Source organism: Cryobacterium sp. TMT2-4, from assembly GCF_004402575.1.
GTDB lineage: Bacteria > Actinomycetota > Actinomycetes > Actinomycetales > Microbacteriaceae > Cryobacterium > Cryobacterium sandaracinum.
In genome coordinates this window covers 47,870-64,453 of sequence record NZ_SOGE01000025.1, presented here as the reverse complement: position 1 = coordinate 64,453, position 16,584 = coordinate 47,870, and the positions used below count along the sequence as shown (strand labels likewise).

The following is a 16,584-nucleotide window of genomic DNA, read 5'->3' as shown; positions in this document are numbered from 1 at the left end:
CTACAAAAACCGGCCGGTTTGCTGGTCGGGTGCGTCTGCCTTCCTGTGGCCAACTCCTGAGGATTGGCGGATTCGGGCCGGAATTGTGCCATTTGCGCTCGTATTCGCCAGAATTACAGGAGTTAGCCACAGGGAGAGAAAATCAGATGGAGTTTCCGCTCAGCCGCGAGGTCGTGCCGCGTTTCGAGTACCTGCCCGAGACCGGGTCGACGAACGACGTGCTCGTCGCCCACACTGCGGGCGAGGATGCCGCAGCCTGGCCCGACCTGTCGACGGTCGTCACCGACAACCAGACCCGCGGTCGCGGCCGACTGGGTCGGACCTGGCTCGCCCCCACCGGAAAGTCGCTCGCCATCTCGGTGCTGCTCCGCCCGAGAGCCTCGGCCGCCCCGCTCCCGATCGACCACTTCGGCTGGTTCCCCCTGCTCGCCGGAGCCGCGATGACCCGGGCCGTGCGCGCGGTCGTCGAGGCGAGCCTGGCAGCCCGGGTGGACGAACCCGGCGAGGAGGCGCCCCGGCACAAGGTCACCCTGAAATGGCCCAACGACGTGCTGATCGACGGTTACAAGGTGTCGGGCATCCTCTCGGAGCTGCTGCCCGGCGCGCAGGGGCTGGTTATCGGCGCCGGCCTGAACGTGTCCCTCGACGAGCACGACCTGCCCACGCTCACCTCGACGTCGCTGCTGCTGGTGACCGGTTCGGCCCCCGATCCGGATGCCGTGCTCGCCCGCTACCTCACCGAACTGCGGCAGCTCACCCGGGCCTTCCTCGACGCGGAAGGCGACCCGGTCCAAAGTGGGCTTTTGCGCGCGGTGACCGAAGCGTGCGGCACACTCGGCGGGGTCGTGCGGGTGGAACTGCCCGGTGGCACCGACCTGGTCGGCACCGCGATTGCGCTCGACCGGAGCGGCCGGCTCATCGTCGAAGACCAGGCGAGCGGCGAATTGCAGGCTGTCGCCGCCGGGGATGTCACCCACCTGCGGTATTAATGGATTATGACAAAGACAGCGGGCTTCGGGGCGGCCGAGGTGCTTCCCCCGGCCGAGTCGGTCGTGGCCGGGCTCCGGCCGCACGCCCGAATCCTGTTCTGGCCCACCCTGGCGCTGCTGGCCATTTCCGCGGCCACCGGGTACTTCTACGGTTCCCTGCCGGAGCCGTGGCAGAATATCGCGCTGCTGGCTGCCGCAGCCGCCCTCGTGCTGCTGCTCTGGCTGCTGCCGCTGATGTCATGGCTGAACAACCGCTACACGATCACCACCCGGCGCATCATCTTCCGGCACGGATTCTTCGTGCGCACCCGCCAGGAATTGCTGCACAGCCGCGGCTACGATGTGACCCTGCGCCAGAACTGGCTGCAGTCTCTGGCCCACTCGGGTGACGTTCTGATCAGCGCCGGGCTGGAGCATCCGCTCGTCTTGAAAGACGTGCCCAACGCCGCCCTGGTGCAACAGGTGTTGCACGACCTGATGGAGTCCTCGCGTACCTTGATGGGCTTGCGCCGCCTGGAACAGTCAGCACTCGCCGACGAGACCGCGCACTGGGGCTCCCGCTAGGCAGCCAGCGCCCGCTCCGAGTCGGCCGTCGCCGCGCGCCGCGGGGAGAACACCCAGTGCCGGTAGAGCACGAAACGGAAGGCCGAGCCCAGCCCCAGCCCGATCACGTTCGACGAGATGTTGTCGGCGAGCAGGCTGGTGTAGCCGAGCCCGTAGCGGCTGACCCAGAGGCAGGCGAGGCCGATGGCCATGCCGACGAGACTGACCGCGAAGAACTCGGCCGCCTCGCGCAGCGTGCGCGACTGGCGGTTGGCCCCGAAGGTCCAGAAGCGGTTGCCGATCCAGTTCACAATGATGGCCAGCGTGGTCGACACGACCTTGGCATAGATCGGTCCGGACTCCACCACGGCGGGGTCGAAGACCGTGGTGCGCAGCAGGTTGAAGACCGTGAAGTCCACGACGAAACCGACGAGGCCGACAGCCCCGAACTTGCCGAGTTGGTGGGCGAAGGCCAGAAGCCGTGCTGATCGGCGCTGTGTACTCGGCATGCATCCCTCCGAATGATGGGCAAAGATAGAAGTCGAGAACCCGAGTCTACGGCGAGGTCCAGCCTGCAGCCTGAGAGAACCCGTACCGGAGAATGACCGGTACCAAGGAATTGGTGGAGCGATGAACACGACTGTGGGCGTTATCGGCGGCGGCCAGTTGGCCAGGATGATGATTCCGGCGGCCGTCAACCTGGGCATCCGGATCCGGGTGCTGGCCGAGAACGAGGGCATGTCGGCCGACCTGGCCGCGGTGCAGGTGGGCGACTACCGCGACCGAGACGTGGTGCTGGCCTTCGCCGACACCGTCGACGTCGTCACGTTCGACCACGAGCACGTGCCGCAGGGGATCCTGCGCGAGCTCGTGGCCAGGGGCGTGGCCGTGCACCCGGGCCCCGACGCGCTGCTCTTCGCCCAGGACAAGCTGTTGATGCGTCAGCGCCTGAGCGAGCTGGGTCTGCCCGTGCCCGACTGGGCGCGGGTCGAGAACGCCGCCGAGTTGGGCGCGTTCCTGGCCGCGCACAACAGTCGCGGGGTAGTCAAGACGGCCCGCGGCGGCTACGACGGCAAGGGCGTTCGGCTGGTCACCCACGAGCACGAGGCCGACGACTGGTTCGCCGCGCTCGCCGAAGACGGCAACGACGGCGCCCTCCTGGTGGAGGAGCTGGTCGAGTTCCGTCGCGAGCTCGCCCAGTTGGTCGCGCGACGCCCGTCCGGCCAGATCGCGCTCTGGCCCGTGGTGGAGACCGTGCAGCAGGGCGGCGTCTGCGCCGAGGTCATCGCGCCCGCACCCCAGTCCGAGGGCAGGCTGGCCCGGGCCGCCGCCGACATCGCCGTGCGCATCGCCGAGGGCATCGGCGCCACCGGCATGCTGGCCGTCGAACTGTTCGAGACGACGGATGAGCGCATCCTGGTCAACGAGTTGGCGATGCGCCCACACAACAGCGGCCACTGGTCGATCGAGGGGTCGACGACGAGCCAGTTCGAGCAGCACCTGCGCGCCGTGCTCGACCTTCCCCTCGGGGCGACCGACGTCAGGGACCCGTGGACGGTCATGGTCAACATCCTCGGCGGGCCGGCGTCGGAGCCCCTGTCCGCGCGCTACCCGACCGCGTTCGAGGCCTACCCGGCCGCCAAGGTGCACACCTACGGCAAGGACCCCCGGCCGGGGCGCAAAGTCGGCCACGTGACCGTCGGTGGGGACGATTTGGACCTCGTCGCGTACCAGGCGCGGGCCGCAGCGGCAGTTTTTCAGGACTGACCAAATAGGATCGACTGCGTGACAGACACCCCTGAGCTCGAGACCGCCCCGCACGAGACCGCCCTGGTGCCGCTGGTCGGCGTCGTGATGGGCTCCGATTCCGACTGGCCGGTGATGAGCGACGCGGCGCAACTCCTGCGCGACTTCGACGTTCCCTTCGAGGTGCAGGTCGTTTCCGCGCACCGCACCCCGGAGAAGATGATCGCCTACGGCCAGAGCGCCCATGCGCGCGGCATCCGGGTGATCATCGCCGGCGCCGGCGGCGCCGCCCACCTGCCCGGCATGCTCGCGGCCGTGACCACCCTGCCGGTGGTGGGCGTGCCCGTTCCGCTGGGTCGGCTCGACGGCCTGGACTCGCTCCTGTCGATCGTGCAGATGCCGGCCGGGGTGCCCGTGGCCACCGTCTCCATCGGCGGAGCACGCAACGCCGGCCTGATCGCCGTCAAGGTCCTCGCCATCGCCGACGACTCCCTGCGGGTCAAGCTGCTCGCCTATCGGGAGATGCTCGCCGCACAAGTCGAGCAGAAGAACCTGGACCTCCAAGCAAAACTATGATCAGTGCACGCACGCCGATCCGGCATCCGGATCTCGGGTCCGCCCCGATCATGACCAAACGGGCCTGGTGGCTCGTCGTGCTCAACTTCGTGCTGCCCGGCTCCGCGCAGGTGCTGGCCGGCAACCGTCGGCTCGGCCGGTTCGGCCTCGGCATGACGCTCACGCTGCTCGCTCTCGCGGTGGTCGTGGGGGTCGTCTACACTCTCTGGCCTGCCGTCGCTCTGACCGTGTTCACCAACTCGATCGGCCTGTGGGCGGCCGCCCTGCTGCTGGCCTTCTCCGGTGTGGTCTGGCTGATCCTGTCCTTGGACACGCTGCGCCTCGTGCGCCTCGTGCGCGCCACCCCCAAGGCCCGCCCGATCATCGCCGGGCTCGCGACGGTGCTGATGGTGGGCGTGGTCGGCACGGCCGGGTACGGCGCGTACGTGGCCACGACGGCCAGCGGGTTCCTCTCCTCGGTCTTCGTGGCAGGCCCGACGGAGCCGCCCTCCGACGGCCGCTACAACATCCTGCTGCTCGGCGGCGACGCCGGCCCCGACCGTGAGGGTCTACGCCCCGACAGCATCTCCGTGGTCAGCATCGATGCGGAGACCGGCCAGGCCAGCATGATCGGCTTGCCGCGCAACCTGGAGGACGTGCCGTTCTCTGCGGGGCCACTCGCCGACCTGTACCCGGAAGGGTATGGGTCGATCGACGGTTGTGAGGTCTCCGCGTGCATGCTGAACTCGATCTACACCGAGGTGGAGGTGAAGAGCCCGGAGATGTACCCGGATGCTGTCGGCAGCGGCAGCGAACCGGGCATCGAAGGTATGCGCGACGCGGCCCAGGGCGTGACCGGGCTGACGATCCAGTACTACGCATTGATCGACATGCAGGGATTCTCCGACCTCGTCGACGCGCTCGGCGGAGTCGACATCAACGTCGACCACCGTGTCCCCGTGCATACCGACGAGACCTTCACCGAGGTTGCCTTCTGGTTCGAGCCCGGCAGGCAGCACATGGACGGGTACCACGCCCTCTGGTACGCACGCTCACGCCATGACACGAGCGACTACGACCGGATGGTGCGGCAGCGGCAGGTGCAGGAGGCGATCCTGCAGCAGGCGAGCCCCGCCAACGTGCTGACGAAGTTCCAGGCGGTTGCATCGGCCGGCAGCCAGGTCGTGAAGACCGACATCCCTCAGGGCATGCTCGGCTATTTCACGCACCTGGCGTCGAAGACGAAGGCGCTGCCAATCCAGTCCGTCGAGTTGGTGCCGGAAAACGACGTCGACCCGGAGGATCCCGATTACGACGTCATCCGCAGCCTGATCGAAGCCGCCCTGGTTCCGCCGCCCACGGCGGAACCGGCTCCGTAGGGTCGGTTAGGTTCGGGTTCGGTCGAACGGCCCCGGACTCGGTGGTGCTGTTACAGGTCCGCGTGCAGCAGCCAGATGCGCTCGGCGGAATCGCGCCAGGTGAAGGCCTGGGCTCGATCGCTACCGAAGATGCGCAGCCGGTTTGCGAGAGTGGTGTCGCTCAGCACCTGGGTGACGGCCGCAGCCAGTCGCTCGGGGTACCCGGATGCATCCTCACGCTCGACGACCAGCCCCGCGTCGCCGGCGGCCTCGACCAGGGCCGGGGCGTCCGAATGCACGACCGGGGTGCCCAGGTAAAACGCCTGGATCATCGGCCCGGCGAAGCCTTCTTCCCGGCTGGGGTAGACGAACACTGCCGCCCGGGAGATGACCACGGCCAACTCTTCGTCGGTCAGCCCGTTCAGGGCGCGCACCCGGCCCCACGGGAGGCCGGCCTCGTCGGCGACGGATGCCACGTCGAGCTCACCCCAGGCGGCCGGTCCCAGAACGATCAGCGGGAGATCCGGCGCTCCCGGCAGGCCCAGGGCGGTGATCAGCGCCGTGATGGCCTTCCGCGGCTCGAGCGTGCCGACGGTGACGATGTACTCGTTCGGCAACGCCAGGCGTTCCGCGATGATCTCCGTCGCGGAGGAGTTCGACGGAAGGCGGAGGCCGCTTCCGATTCCGCCGCCGATCACCCGCACGCGGTCGCCGAGGTCGACGATGTTTGCGAGCTGGTGGGCCACGGCGTGGCTGGGGACCACGATCGCATCCGCGTGTTTGCGGGCGCGTTTGACCATGACCTTCGTCCAGGCGACGGTCGCCGGAGTGAGCGCCTCCGGATGCGTCCAGGCCAGCACGTCGTGAATGGTGACGGTCACCTGGGTGCCGTCGTTGACGATGCTGTGCTTGCGCAGGGGCGCCAGCAGGGAGGGGGCATGGATCATGCCCGACCCGGAACTGTTGGCGATGCCCAGTTGCCAGGCCGCCGTGAGCTCGCGCCGCGGCAACGTGGTCTTGTGCAGACTGCCCAGACCCGGCAGGGACGTTTCGACCCTGGCGTAGTGCTCGGCCGACGACGACGACACGATTCCTTCGACGTCGCAACCGGCCGGCGCCGCCGCGATCAGGGCCCGGGTCAGCTCTTCGGTGTAACGCCCGATGCCACCCGGGACCGGTGCAATCATCTGGTCCAGGACGACTCTCAGTGTGGTCATTGGTCCGCGAAGATCCCCTGCTCGGCCGCCGCGGCCAGAGCCTCGCGCCAGTCGCGAATGGGGGACAGCCCGGCGGTAGCCCAGGCATCGTGGCCGAGCACCGAATACGAGGGCCGGGGGGCCGGGCGCACGAACTGCGAACTGTCGGTCGGAGTGACCCGTTCAGGGTCAAGGCCGGCCGTGGCGAAGACGGCCTGGGCGAAGCCGAACCAGCTCGTCACGCCGGAGCTGGTCCCGTGGTAGATGCCGGCGGGCGCGTCGGAATCGAGCAGGGTGACGATCTGCGCGGCCAGGTCGGCGGTCCAGGTTGGCTGACCGACCTGGTCGTCGACGACGCTGAGGGTGTCGCGGGCTGCAGCCAGCTTCAGCATGGTCTTGGGGAAGTTCGGGCCGTGTTGGCCGTAGAGCCAGGCCGTGCGCACGATGTAGCTGCCCGCCGGGTGTTCCTGCATTACGAACGCCTCGCCGGCGGCCTTGGTGCGGCCGTAGGCGGAGATCGGGTCGATCTCGGTGTCCTCCGCGTAGGGTGCGGTGGCGCTGCCGTCGAACACGTAGTCGGTGGAGATCTGCACGAGCTTCGCCCCGGTGGCGGATGCGGCCAGCGCCAGGTTGTGGGGGCCGGTCGCGTTGATCGCGTACGCGGCATCCTCATTCGTCTCGGCGTCGTCCACCTGCGTGTATGCGGCGGCGTTGATGATGACGTCGTAGCCGACGACCTGAGCCAGAACCGCGGCCCGGTCGGTGATGTCCAGCTCGGTGCGGTCGAACGCTGTGACGTCGCGGCCGGCGAGCGCGGCCTGCAGGTCGCGTCCGAGCATCCCGGCCGCGCCGGTGATCAGATAGCGGGTCATCAGCTCAATGCCGCACGGGCCTTGAGCGGCTCCCACCAGGTGCGGTTGTCGCGATACCACTGCACGACGTCCGCGAGTCCCTGTTCGAACGGAACGAGGGGCGCGTAGCCGAGTTCGGCCTGGATCTTCGAGATATCCACGGAGTAGCGCAGGTCGTGGCCGAGGCGGTCGGCGACGCGGTCGACGTAGGACCAGTCCTTGCCGGTGGAGTCGAGCAGCATCTGCGTGAGCTCCTTGTTGGTCAGCTCGGTGCCGCCGCCGATGTTGTAGATCTCACCGGCGCGGCCGCCGACGAGCACCATCGCGATGGCGCGGGTGTGGTCGTCCACGTGCAGCCAGTCACGGATGTTGTTTCCCTCGCCATAGAGGGGAACGTGCAAGCCGTCGATCAGGTTGGTGACGAACAGCGGGATGAGCTTCTCCGGGAAGTGGTACGGCCCGTAGTTGTTCGAGCAGCGCGTGATCGAGATATTCAGACCGTGCGTGCGGTGGTAGCTGCGCGCGAGCAGGTCGCTGCCGGCCTTCGACGCGGAGTAGGGGGAGTTCGGCTCCAGCGCGCGCTCCTCGTTCCACGATCCCTCGGCGATGGAGCCGTAGACCTCGTCGGTGGAGACGTGCACGAACCGGGCCAGGTCGTGGCGAAGCGCCGCGTCGAGCAGCTGCTGCGTGCCGAGCACATTCGTCTCGACGAAGATCGACGCGTCGCGCACCGAGCGGTCCACGTGGGACTCGGCGGCGAAGTGCACCACGGCGTCGAGAGAAGGGAAGAGCTCGTCGAGCAGTGCGGCGTCACGGATGTCGCCGTGCACGAACGAGTAACGCGGCGACCCGGCGACGGGGGCCAGGTTCTCGAGGTTGCCCGAGTAGGTGAGGGCGTCGAGCACGACGACCTCGGCTCCTTCGAGGCCCGGGTAGGCGTCTTCGAGGGTGCGCCGAACAAAGTTCGAGCCGATGAAACCGGCTCCGCCGGTGACGAGGATCTTCATATGGAGGTAACCGTTCCGTTTGATGAAAGTGCCCCCGCGATTCTACCGGAACGCGCTTGGTAGGCTTACTCGGTGAAGATTCGCGAACTCTCCATCCCCGATTCCTATGAAATCACTCCGAAGCAGTTCGGAGACAACCGGGGAGTTTTCCTCGAGTGGTACCGCTTCGACCGTCTCGAGGAGACGATCGGGCACCGCCTCGACATCGCCCAAGCCAACACGTCGGTGTCCAAGCGCGGTTCCGTGCGCGGCATCCATTTCGCCGACATCCCGCCGAGCCAGGCGAAGTATGTCACGGCGACGCACGGCGCGGTGCTCGACTTCGTCATCGACATCCGCGTGGGGTCCCCGACGTTCGGCCAGTGGGACAGTGTTCTGCTCGACGACACCGACCGTCGAGCGATCTACATCGCCGAGGGCCTCGGCCACTGCTTCGTGGCACTCACCGACGATGCCACGGTCAGCTACCTCGTGACCGCGCCCTTCAATCCGGGACGCGAACACGGCATCAACCCGCTCGACTCCGACATCGGCCTGGTCTTCCCGCCCGAAGCCGGCGAACTGCTCCTGTCTCCGAAGGACACGGATGCCCCGAGCCTGACCGAAGCCGCCGCCAGCGGCCTGCTGCCCACCTGGGCTGACGCCCGGGCTTTTTACACCTCCCTGAACGAAGGAAAGTAACAATGCGCGGAATCATCCTCGCCGGCGGTTCCGGCACCCGGCTGTGGCCCATTACCAAGGCCATCTCCAAGCAGCTGATGCCCATTTACGACAAGCCGATGATCTACTACCCCCTGTCGACGCTGATGATGGCGGACATCAACGAGATCCTGATCATCACCACGCCCGAGTACAACGACCAGTTCCGGGCGCTGCTCGGCGACGGGTCTCATCTCGGCCTGAGGATCGAGTACGCCTCGCAGCCGTCGCCGGACGGGCTCGCTCAGGCGTTCATCATCGGCGAGGAATTCATCGGGGACCAGAGTGTCGCTCTCGTGCTCGGCGACAACATCTTCCATGGCGCCGGGCTGGGTTCGGCCCTGCGCGGCAACGCCCATCTGGTGGGCGCCCGGATCTTCGCCTACCACGTGAGCAATCCCACCGCCTACGGCGTGGTGGAATTCGACGACAGCATGACCGCGCTGTCGATCGAGGAGAAGCCGACGAAGCCGAAGAGCAACTACGCGGTTCCCGGCCTCTACTTCTATGACAATTCGGTTGTCGAGATCGCAAAGACCATCGAGCCCAGCGCGCGCGGCGAACTCGAGATCAGCACCGTCAACGAGCGCTACCTCGCCCAGGGCAACCTGCACGTTCAGGTTCTCGACCGGGGCACGGCGTGGCTGGACACCGGCACGTTCGAGTCGATGATGCAGGCGTCCGAGTACGTGCGCGTGATCGAAGACCGCCAGGGATTCAAGGTCGGCTGCATCGAGGAGATCGCCTGGCGAGCCGGCTGGATCTCGAATTCCGAACTCGAGACGCTGGCGGAGCCGCTCCAGAAGAGCGGATACGGGCGTTATCTGACCGGGCTCATCGCCACGAACGACTGATCAGCCGAGCCGGCCGGTGCGGGCCAAGACGCGGGCCCGCACCGCCAGGCTGAGCCTGAGCGCCCAGCGCACGGGAGCCAGGTAGGGAGCCGAGTACTTCTTCTCGAGGTAGCGGTACGCGCTGTCATGGTGGGCGCGCACCATCTTGCCGGACTCGGTGCTGGTCGAGTGCGCACCGGTGTGCACGACCGACGCTTCGGGCGTGTAGATGTTCTTCCACCCCGCCTTTCCCAGCCGGTAGCCCAGATCGACGTCTTCGAAGTACATGAAGAAACCCTCGTCGAATCCGTTCAGCTCCTCGAACGCGGTGCGACGGACGAGGAGGCAGGAACCGGACAGCCAGCCGACGGCTCGCCGCACGTCGGAACCCTGTCGCTCGGCCCGGTAGGAGCGGCTCCACGGGTTGGCGGGCCAAATGCGGGCGAAGAGCGCATGACCCACGCCGGTTCGGAGCGAGGGAAGCTCTCGCCCGGACGGGTACGTGGTGCCGTCGGAGTTGAGGACTCTCGGTCCGACCGAGCCTACGAGAGGATCAGCCGCCAGCTCAGCGAGCAGTGCACTGGTCGCGCCATGGCTGAGTTCGACATCCGGATTCGAGATCAGGATCGACGTGACGTGGGGTGGCAGGGACAAGATTGCCGCATTGATGGCACCGCCATAGCCCCGGTTCTCGCCCAGGGCCAGCAGGCGCGCGCCCTGTAGCCGGACGATGTGCGTTGTAGCCTCGAGGTCTGATGAGTGGTTGTCGGCCACGATCACGGTGAGCTGAAGGTCCTCGCTGGTCCGCACCGAGTCGAGGAATTTCGGCAGGTGGGAGCTCGAATTGTAGGTGACTGTGACCACTACCGTGGACTCGAGGAGAGGGCTAGACATCAGGGTCAAGCATACTCAGTGCCCGTGTTGCCCCGGGCCGTCGCGGGACTGGGCCGGGATCACCTGCCCCGAGCCGGTTGATAGACTGATTCTGATATGCCTACATCTACTGACACCGATCCGATGCCGACCCACAAGGGGATCTCTTGACCGTGTTCCGCAGGAGCCTTCGTATTATCCGCGAACAGGGTCTCCGAGTTTATGTTGGCAAGGCGCTGCACATCGCCCTTCGACCCGTGCGTGTTCTGCGCGCGGAGGGCCCGCGCGTCTTCATCGTGCGCAGCCTGACCAAGGCCAGCACGAAGATCGCGCGCCATGAGACCGTCATGCTCGTCGCGAACGAGGATGCGGCGGAGCTGGACTGGACCCAGTCCCCGCATTGGCGCGTCTCGCCGACCGTAGTCGAGGAGGGCCCTGTGGACATCGCCTGGATCATGTCGCCTCCCGGGCTCGAGAGCGGGGGGCACCAAAACCTGTTCCGGTTCATCGACATCGCCGAGAAAGCCGGGCACCGCTGTTCGATCTATCTCTACACGACGAGTGCCGCCGCCGTGAGCATCCCCGACATCCGCGCGATGTTGAAGTCTGCCGGGGCATACCCGGAAGTAGCGGCCCGCATCACGATGTACGACCGCGAGCAGGGCGTCGACGCGAGTACCCAAGCCCTCGTCGCCACCGGGTGGGAGACCGCCTACCCAACCTACCTTGACAAGTCCGATGCTCGCCGGTTCTATTTCGTGCAGGACTACGAGGCCAGCTTCTACCCGCTTGGCACCGAATCCCTGCTAGCTGGCAACACTTACAAATTCGGCTTTCACGGCATCACCGCCGGCGGGTGGCTGGCCCACAAGCTCGCCACCGAATATGGCATGACCACGGACCACTTCGATTTCGCGGTGGACAAGACCCACTACAGCGTCACGAATGTGGGACGGCGCACTGAGGTCTTCTTCTATGCCCGCCCGGTCACACCACGCCGCGCCTTCGAATTCGGGCTGCTCGCCCTGACGGAGTTCGCCCGGCTCAAGCCCGAGGTGCGCATCAACCTGGCCGGTTGGGACGTCTCGAACTGGAACATCCCATTCGAATACACGAACCTCTCGAGCCTCGACATCTCCGAACTCAACGCCGTGTATAACCGCTGCGCCGCGGGTCTGGTGATGTCGCTGTCCAATATGTCCCTGCTTCCGCTGGAACTGTTGTCAAGCGGTGTCACTCCCGTGGTCAACGACGGGCCGAACAACCGGATGGTCTCGGACAACCCCTTCATCGAGTACGTGCCTGCCTCGCCGCTGGCCATCGCGCGCAAGATGGCCGAGGTGTTCGACCACCCCGATGCGGTCGCACGATCGATCGCGATGTCGGAGTCGGTCGCCCAGGTCAACTGGTCGGATTCCGGCGTGCAATTCCTCGCGGCGTTCGAAGGGGCCATGCGTGGCTAGGACAGTCGTCATCGGCGCCAACGGCTTCATCGGCTCCCACCTGGTCGATTCTCTCGCCGCCGGCGGGCACTCCGTCACCGCCTTCGACCGGTTTAGCTCGCAGCAGCCGACCTTCACCGCCCCGGGAGTTCGGGTCCTGCAGGGTGAGTTCCTCAGCCGCTCGGATCTCGAGGGGGCCGTCGACGGCCAGGACTACGTCTTCCACTTCCTCTCGACCACGAGCCCGGCGACCGCGGAGAGCGATCCGACCCTGGACATCCGCACCAACGTCGCCCAGACCGTTGAACTCCTCGAATCGGCCGCGACCGCGGGGATCAAGCGGTTCTACTTCGCCTCGACCGGCGGTGCCATCTACGGTCCGCAGGGCAAGGCCGAGTATTCCGAGATGGACCGGGCGCTGCCGATTTCCCCGTATGGGATCGGCAAGCTGTCGATTGAGCACTACCTGCACTACTTCAAGGCCACGCACGGCCTCGAGTCCACCGCGTTGCGTATTTCGAACCCCTACGGCACGCGCCAGAAGCCCAACAAGAAGCAGGGTCTGATCCCGATCGCCCTGCGCCAGATCTCCTTGGGCAGGCCGGTGATCCGGCTCGGTAACGGGTTGATGGTGCGCGACTACGTCTATGTGGAGGACCTGGTTCGGATGGTGACGCCGATGGTGGGCGTGGACACCGAATTCGACCTGTACAACCTGGGCAGCGGCATCGGCTACTCGGTGACCGACATCATCAACTCCCTGCACCGGGTCACCGGAATCGACTTCGCTGTCGAGGAACGACCGGCCCCGCCCACGTTCGTCGACCGGGTCGTGCTGGACACTGAGCGCTACCGGGCGGAGTTCGGAACCGCAGACATGACCGAGCTTGACGAGGGCGTCAGGCTGACCTACGAAGAGATCCGAGACCACCCGAATGACTGATCCAACCGCCGCGACCCCGATCCGTGCAACGGTCGCGATCCTCACCTACAACGGTGAGGACTACCTCGAACGCATCCTGACCGAAGTACTCGGTCAGGAGCTGGACGGTGCCGTCGAGGTGCTCGTGGTCGATTCTGGGTCGACGGATTCGACCCTGGACATCGTGCGCCGATTCCCTTCGGTGCGCCTGCACGAGATCCCGAATTCGGAGTTCGGCCACGGCAAGACCCGCAACCTGGCCGCACAGCTGGCGACCGGCGAGTTCGTGGCCTACCTGACCCACGACGCCATCCCGGCCTCGCGTCAGTGGCTGCGCGAACTGTTGGAACCGTTCCGGCTCGACGAGCGTATCGTCGCCGTGATGGGCAAGCAGCTTCCGCGCGCCGGCTGCTTCCCTCTGCTCAAGTATGAGATCCAGGGCGTATTCGCGGGCTTCGGGCCGGACTTCGGCACCTCTGTGTTCTACAAGGACGCGTTCGTGCAGAGTGAGGGCGTGCTGAACGCCATCAGTTTCTACTCGGACGTCAATTCGGCCGCGCGGCGCGACTTCCTGCTCAACACCATCCCCTACCGCGATGTTCGCTACGCGGAGGACCAGCTTTTCGGCAAGGACCTGATCGAGGCCGGCTATCGCAAAGCGTATGCCGGTCGCGCAGCAGTCGAGCACTCCAACGACCTCACTCTGTCCGAGTACGGCAAGCGGATCTTCGACGAGACCATCGGCCTACGACAGATCGGTTTCCCGATTCCGCCCATGACGGGTCGGACGCAACTTCGCCTCACCACTCGGGGAGTCGTCGGCGACACGCTGCGCATCCTCAGAGATCGTGACTTCAGCTGGAAGCGACGGCTCTTCTGGCTCGCCATGAACCCGCGCTACCAGGTGCGGAAGTGGACGAGTTACCGAGCGGCGACGCTGACGGATCTCACCGACCAGGCTGCCCTGGACTCGGGATCGCTGGAGAAGTCGCGGAAAATCTGAGTGACTCTCGTCTGGCCCGACTCCACGACTTCCAAGGATCTGAAATGCAGCTAAAAGGGTCGAAGTTCCTAATCACTCAGGCGCACCTGCTGCGCTACATGGGCGCCGAGATCGTCACCCTGGAGCTGGCGGAGTATCTTGCCGGGCAAGGTGTGGAGGTCGTCATCGCGACCCACTCCTTCGGCTATCCCATCCGCCAGGAGTTCGACCGGATTGAGGGTGTCACGGTGTTTGAGTTGTGGGAGGACGCCCTCGCTGCGAACCTTCAGGAGCGGCTTCCTGACCTCGCTTGGATTCAGCACTCCATTATTCCAGTGGTCGTACTGGAACACGCCGACGAGATCCTGTTCGTGTTCCACCACATGTCATCGATTCTCCCGGCTGAGTTCACGATGGCTGCGGTCTTGGAATCGGCATTGGCCACCGCCGTTCTGTTCGAGTCACCGCGATCGCTTGAAATCCATCGAGCGACGGGGGTCTACGAGGATGTGGACCCAGATCGTCTCCAAGTCATGGGGAACGCTGCACCAGCCCGATTCGGCGACGTTTCACCGACCCCGAACAACGAGCGTCGAATCACGGTGGTCTCCAATCACATCCCGCCCGAACTCGTCGCCGCGTTTGAGGGGATCCGGGAACGGTTCGACCTGGTCGTCATCGGCTCCCAATCCGAGCTGGGCGCCACGCCGCGTCGGGTGACGCCCGATACCCTGGCCGGCACCGACGCGATGATCTCCATCGGCAAGACGGTGCAGTACTCGATCGTCGCCGGCGTCCCCGTGTACTGCTACGACCATTTCGGAGGCCCTGGCTGGATCACCCGGGCGAACATCGAGGACGCCCGCTGGGAGAACTTTTCCGGCAGGCGAGCGGGCACAAAGACGGCTGCGGAAATCGTCGTAGAGATTTCCGAAGGATTCGACGACGCGGTCGCGGAGGCGGCCCTGGTGCGTCGCGACTGGACTCGCGTGTATCTCCTACCGGAACGGCTCGAGGACCTGCTCGAGTTCGTCTCGGAACGGCGCAGACCGGTCAGTAAGCTCACCCCTCAGCAGATTCAGGGACACGAGAACGTTCAGGCCGCTTTCGGCTCCTACGTGCGTGAGTGGATCCGGATGGAGGCACTCTCCAACGAGCTCAAGGCGGCCGCGATCGAGCTTGAGGCAGCCACAATCAAGCTCGGGGCAGAGCTACTCGAGCAGGAAGACGCGCTCACCACGATGAGGCAGGAACAGGCCGAGCTCTACTCGAGCCAGCTCTTCCGCACCCTGAGCCGAATCCGGCACAGCTGGGTGAACCGGACCTTCCGGAAGCTGCGTTCGATGCTGGGCGGTCTCTAGGTGAGGCCGGCGGCCCGGGCGGCCTCTAGCCGCTGCACGCTGGATTCGACATCCAGACGGATCGCGCCACGCCCGATGCCGTAGTCGGCGACCTCGAACGTGGCGGCAGGGTTCACGACCAGGATCGTTTCGCCGGCCTCATAGGCCAGGCCAACGCTGACGGAGTACGAACCCCCACCCAGATTGTGGTTCTTGAACGTCACGTTCAACTTATAGGTGCCGGGTTCCAGCGGGAGTTTCTCACCGAGTTCACGGGTTGTCATCCGATAGACCACATTGCCGACCGCGGTCTCGAGGGCAACGCCGATCAGCCAGGGGTCGATGGTTTCGAGAACCTCGTACTGCACGCTCACGTGGATGTCGGAGCCCGGAGCAATGACGCTGGCTGCGTCCAGCCGCGATGCGGTCACGCTGACCTGGGGGACCGCGACGACGTGGTGCTCTGGCCTGCCTTCGGCCTCGAGTTTCTCCTCATGCCGGACCTGCTCGTCGGAGAAACTGCCTCGGAGCACCCGCAGCGCCTGTGCCGGGTCGCCGTCGTGTAGCATCTCACCGTGTTCGAGTACGACGACTCTGTCGCAGAGTGCACCGACCTGTTCGGCGGAGTGGCTGACCAGGACGATCGTTCGGCCTTCGGCCTGGAACTGCGCGATCTTGGCCATGCACTTGCGCTGGAACGGTTCGTCTCCCACGGCAAGAACTTCGTCGACGAGGAGCAGGTCGGGGTCGACGTGCACGGCCACGGCGAACGCCAGTCGGACGTACATGCCCGAACTGTAGAACTTCACCTGGGTGTCAATGAAGTCCTCGATGCCGGAGAAGTCCACAATCTCATCGAAGTACCTGTCGGTTTCGCTGCGGCTGAGTCCGAGGATGGCGGAATTAAGGTACACGTTCTCCCGGCCGGTGAGATCCGGGTGGAACCCCGCACCCAGCTCGAGGAGAGCAGCCATCCGCCCGCGCCGGCTGACATTGCCAGTCGTGGGCTGGATGATCCCGCCGACGACCTTCAGCAGCGTGCTCTTGCCCGATCCGTTGTGACCGACGAGTCCCACGGTTGTGCCCATGGTGATATCGAGGGATATGTCCTTGAGGGCCCAAAAATCGTCTTGGTGCTTACGCGCCCGGGAAAAGTTGAGGATGCGTTCCTTGATGGACTTGTCTTTGTGCATGACGAATCTTTTGGAGACATCTTCCACGTGAATGATTGTCGGCGTGGTCATCGGG

The 16,584-nt window shown here is 65.8% G+C and carries 17 protein-coding genes; 11 read left to right on the top strand and 6 right to left on the bottom strand.

Annotated features, from left to right (window positions below; all coding sequences use genetic code 11):
• The first annotated feature begins 146 nt into the window (after nucleotides 1–146).
• Nucleotides 147–989 carry a biotin--[acetyl-CoA-carboxylase] ligase gene (locus E3O54_RS06710; protein ID WP_134401224.1) on the top strand — a complete coding sequence of 281 codons (843 nt, stop codon included), beginning with the start codon at nucleotides 147–149 and terminating at the stop codon, nucleotides 987–989.
• 6 nt (nucleotides 990–995) lie between these two features.
• A complete protein-coding gene (locus E3O54_RS06705; RefSeq protein WP_241973050.1) occupies nucleotides 996–1,553 on the top strand; it encodes a PH domain-containing protein in 558 nt (185 codons plus the stop codon).
• Here E3O54_RS06705 and E3O54_RS06700 read toward each other — a convergent pair.
• Nucleotides 1,550–2,041, bottom strand: a complete 492-nt coding sequence (locus E3O54_RS06700) for a GtrA family protein (protein WP_134342660.1) — start codon at nucleotides 2,039–2,041, stop codon at nucleotides 1,550–1,552. The two genes, E3O54_RS06705 and E3O54_RS06700, sit on opposite strands and share 4 nt — an antisense overlap.
• Before the next feature lie 121 nt (nucleotides 2,042–2,162).
• Here E3O54_RS06700 and E3O54_RS06695 point away from each other — a divergent pair, with 121 nt between their 5' ends.
• The 3 genes from E3O54_RS06695 (at nucleotide 2,163) to E3O54_RS06685 (ending at nucleotide 5,212) form a co-directional block, all read left to right on the top strand.
• Nucleotides 2,163–3,299, top strand: coding sequence for a 5-(carboxyamino)imidazole ribonucleotide synthase (locus E3O54_RS06695; protein WP_104100328.1), 1,137 nt, complete (start codon nucleotides 2,163–2,165; stop codon nucleotides 3,297–3,299).
• A gap of 87 nt (nucleotides 3,300–3,386) precedes the next feature.
• Nucleotides 3,387–3,854, top strand: coding sequence for a 5-(carboxyamino)imidazole ribonucleotide mutase (purE, locus tag E3O54_RS06690; RefSeq protein ID WP_134372322.1), 468 nt, complete (start codon nucleotides 3,387–3,389; stop codon nucleotides 3,852–3,854).
• A complete protein-coding gene (locus tag E3O54_RS06685; RefSeq protein WP_369827946.1) occupies nucleotides 3,851–5,212 on the top strand; it encodes an LCP family protein in 1,362 nt (453 codons plus the stop codon). Before purE ends, E3O54_RS06685 begins: the two co-directional genes overlap by 4 nt.
• 50 nt (nucleotides 5,213–5,262) lie before the next feature.
• On the opposite strand, the gene E3O54_RS06680 is transcribed toward E3O54_RS06685, so the two are convergent.
• From E3O54_RS06680 to rfbB, 3 genes are read right to left on the bottom strand one after another with little or no spacing between them, the layout of a single operon-like run.
• Nucleotides 5,263–6,408: a glycosyltransferase family 1 protein gene (locus E3O54_RS06680; protein ID WP_134401223.1), complete on the bottom strand. Its 1,146-nt coding sequence runs from the start codon at nucleotides 6,406–6,408 to the stop codon at nucleotides 5,263–5,265.
• Nucleotides 6,405–7,259, bottom strand: coding sequence for a dTDP-4-dehydrorhamnose reductase (gene rfbD / locus E3O54_RS06675; protein WP_134342658.1), 855 nt, complete (start codon nucleotides 7,257–7,259; stop codon nucleotides 6,405–6,407). Before rfbD ends, E3O54_RS06680 begins: the two co-directional genes overlap by 4 nt.
• Nucleotides 7,259–8,245, bottom strand: coding sequence for a dTDP-glucose 4,6-dehydratase (gene rfbB, locus E3O54_RS06670; protein ID WP_134342657.1), 987 nt, complete (start codon nucleotides 8,243–8,245; stop codon nucleotides 7,259–7,261). Before rfbB ends, rfbD begins: the two co-directional genes overlap by 1 nt.
• 72 nt (nucleotides 8,246–8,317) lie before the next feature.
• Between rfbB and E3O54_RS06665 the strand changes: the two genes are divergently transcribed.
• Together E3O54_RS06665 and rfbA are read left to right on the top strand one after the other, a co-directional pair.
• Nucleotides 8,318–8,926: a dTDP-4-dehydrorhamnose 3,5-epimerase family protein gene (locus E3O54_RS06665; RefSeq protein WP_134401222.1), complete on the top strand. Its 609-nt coding sequence runs from the start codon at nucleotides 8,318–8,320 to the stop codon at nucleotides 8,924–8,926.
• 2 nt (nucleotides 8,927–8,928) lie between these two features.
• The gene (gene rfbA, locus E3O54_RS06660; RefSeq protein WP_134401221.1) at nucleotides 8,929–9,798 is read left to right on the top strand and encodes a glucose-1-phosphate thymidylyltransferase RfbA; all 870 of its coding nucleotides are present in this window, start codon (nucleotides 8,929–8,931) and stop codon (nucleotides 9,796–9,798) included.
• On the opposite strand, the gene E3O54_RS06655 is transcribed toward rfbA, so the two are convergent.
• The gene (locus E3O54_RS06655; RefSeq protein ID WP_134401220.1) at nucleotides 9,799–10,671 is read right to left on the bottom strand and encodes a glycosyltransferase family 2 protein; all 873 of its coding nucleotides are present in this window, start codon (nucleotides 10,669–10,671) and stop codon (nucleotides 9,799–9,801) included. It lies immediately after the preceding gene.
• Nucleotides 10,672–10,823: 152 nt separating this feature from the next.
• On the opposite strand from E3O54_RS06655, the gene E3O54_RS06650 reads away from it, so the two are divergent.
• The 4 genes from E3O54_RS06650 to E3O54_RS06635 are packed head-to-tail and all read left to right on the top strand — an operon-like array spanning nucleotide 10,824 to nucleotide 15,357.
• Nucleotides 10,824–12,113 carry a glycosyltransferase family 1 protein gene (locus tag E3O54_RS06650; protein WP_241976785.1) on the top strand — a complete coding sequence of 430 codons (1,290 nt, stop codon included), beginning with the start codon at nucleotides 10,824–10,826 and terminating at the stop codon, nucleotides 12,111–12,113.
• Nucleotides 12,106–13,035 (top strand): NAD-dependent epimerase/dehydratase family protein, encoded by a 930-nt coding sequence (locus E3O54_RS06645; RefSeq protein WP_134401218.1) that lies wholly within the window; start codon nucleotides 12,106–12,108, stop codon nucleotides 13,033–13,035. The genes E3O54_RS06650 and E3O54_RS06645 overlap by 8 nt, the downstream gene beginning before the upstream one ends.
• Nucleotides 13,028–14,017 (top strand): glycosyltransferase family 2 protein, encoded by a 990-nt coding sequence (locus E3O54_RS06640; protein WP_166785385.1) that lies wholly within the window; start codon nucleotides 13,028–13,030, stop codon nucleotides 14,015–14,017. Before E3O54_RS06645 ends, E3O54_RS06640 begins: the two co-directional genes overlap by 8 nt.
• A gap of 44 nt (nucleotides 14,018–14,061) precedes the next feature.
• Nucleotides 14,062–15,357: a glycosyltransferase family 4 protein gene (locus tag E3O54_RS06635; protein WP_134401217.1), complete on the top strand. Its 1,296-nt coding sequence runs from the start codon at nucleotides 14,062–14,064 to the stop codon at nucleotides 15,355–15,357.
• Here E3O54_RS06635 and E3O54_RS06630 read toward each other — a convergent pair.
• Nucleotides 15,354–16,580, bottom strand: a complete 1,227-nt coding sequence (locus tag E3O54_RS06630; protein WP_134401216.1) for an ABC transporter ATP-binding protein — start codon at nucleotides 16,578–16,580, stop codon at nucleotides 15,354–15,356. The genes E3O54_RS06635 and E3O54_RS06630 overlap by 4 nt on opposite strands.
• Nucleotides 16,581–16,584: the final 4 nt, after the last annotated feature.

Bases quoted from the DNA above. Each gene is read 5' to 3' on its own strand.
- E3O54_RS06710 (WP_134401224.1), top strand. From the start codon at position 147: ATGGAGTTTCCGCTCAGCCGCGAGGTCGTGCCGCGTTTCGAGTACCTG.
- E3O54_RS06705 (WP_241973050.1), top strand. From the start codon at position 996: ATGACAAAGACAGCGGGCTTCGGGGCGGCCGAGGTGCTTCCCCCGGCC.
- E3O54_RS06700 (WP_134342660.1), bottom strand. From the start codon at position 2,041: ATGCCGAGTACACAGCGCCGATCAGCACGGCTTCTGGCCTTCGCCCAC.
- E3O54_RS06695 (WP_104100328.1), top strand. From the start codon at position 2,163: ATGAACACGACTGTGGGCGTTATCGGCGGCGGCCAGTTGGCCAGGATG.
- purE (WP_134372322.1), top strand. From the start codon at position 3,387: ATGGGCTCCGATTCCGACTGGCCGGTGATGAGCGACGCGGCGCAACTC.
- E3O54_RS06685 (WP_369827946.1), top strand. From the start codon at position 3,851: ATGATCAGTGCACGCACGCCGATCCGGCATCCGGATCTCGGGTCCGCC.
- E3O54_RS06680 (WP_134401223.1), bottom strand. From the start codon at position 6,408: ATGACCACACTGAGAGTCGTCCTGGACCAGATGATTGCACCGGTCCCG.
- rfbD (WP_134342658.1), bottom strand. From the start codon at position 7,259: ATGACCCGCTATCTGATCACCGGCGCGGCCGGGATGCTCGGACGCGAC.
- rfbB (WP_134342657.1), bottom strand. From the start codon at position 8,245: ATGAAGATCCTCGTCACCGGCGGAGCCGGTTTCATCGGCTCGAACTTT.
- rfbA (WP_134401221.1), top strand. From the start codon at position 8,929: ATGCGCGGAATCATCCTCGCCGGCGGTTCCGGCACCCGGCTGTGGCCC.
- E3O54_RS06655 (WP_134401220.1), bottom strand. From the start codon at position 10,671: ATGTCTAGCCCTCTCCTCGAGTCCACGGTAGTGGTCACAGTCACCTAC.
- E3O54_RS06640 (WP_166785385.1), top strand. From the start codon at position 13,028: ATGACTGATCCAACCGCCGCGACCCCGATCCGTGCAACGGTCGCGATC.
- E3O54_RS06635 (WP_134401217.1), top strand. From the start codon at position 14,062: ATGCAGCTAAAAGGGTCGAAGTTCCTAATCACTCAGGCGCACCTGCTG.
- E3O54_RS06630 (WP_134401216.1), bottom strand. From the start codon at position 16,580: ATGACCACGCCGACAATCATTCACGTGGAAGATGTCTCCAAAAGATTC.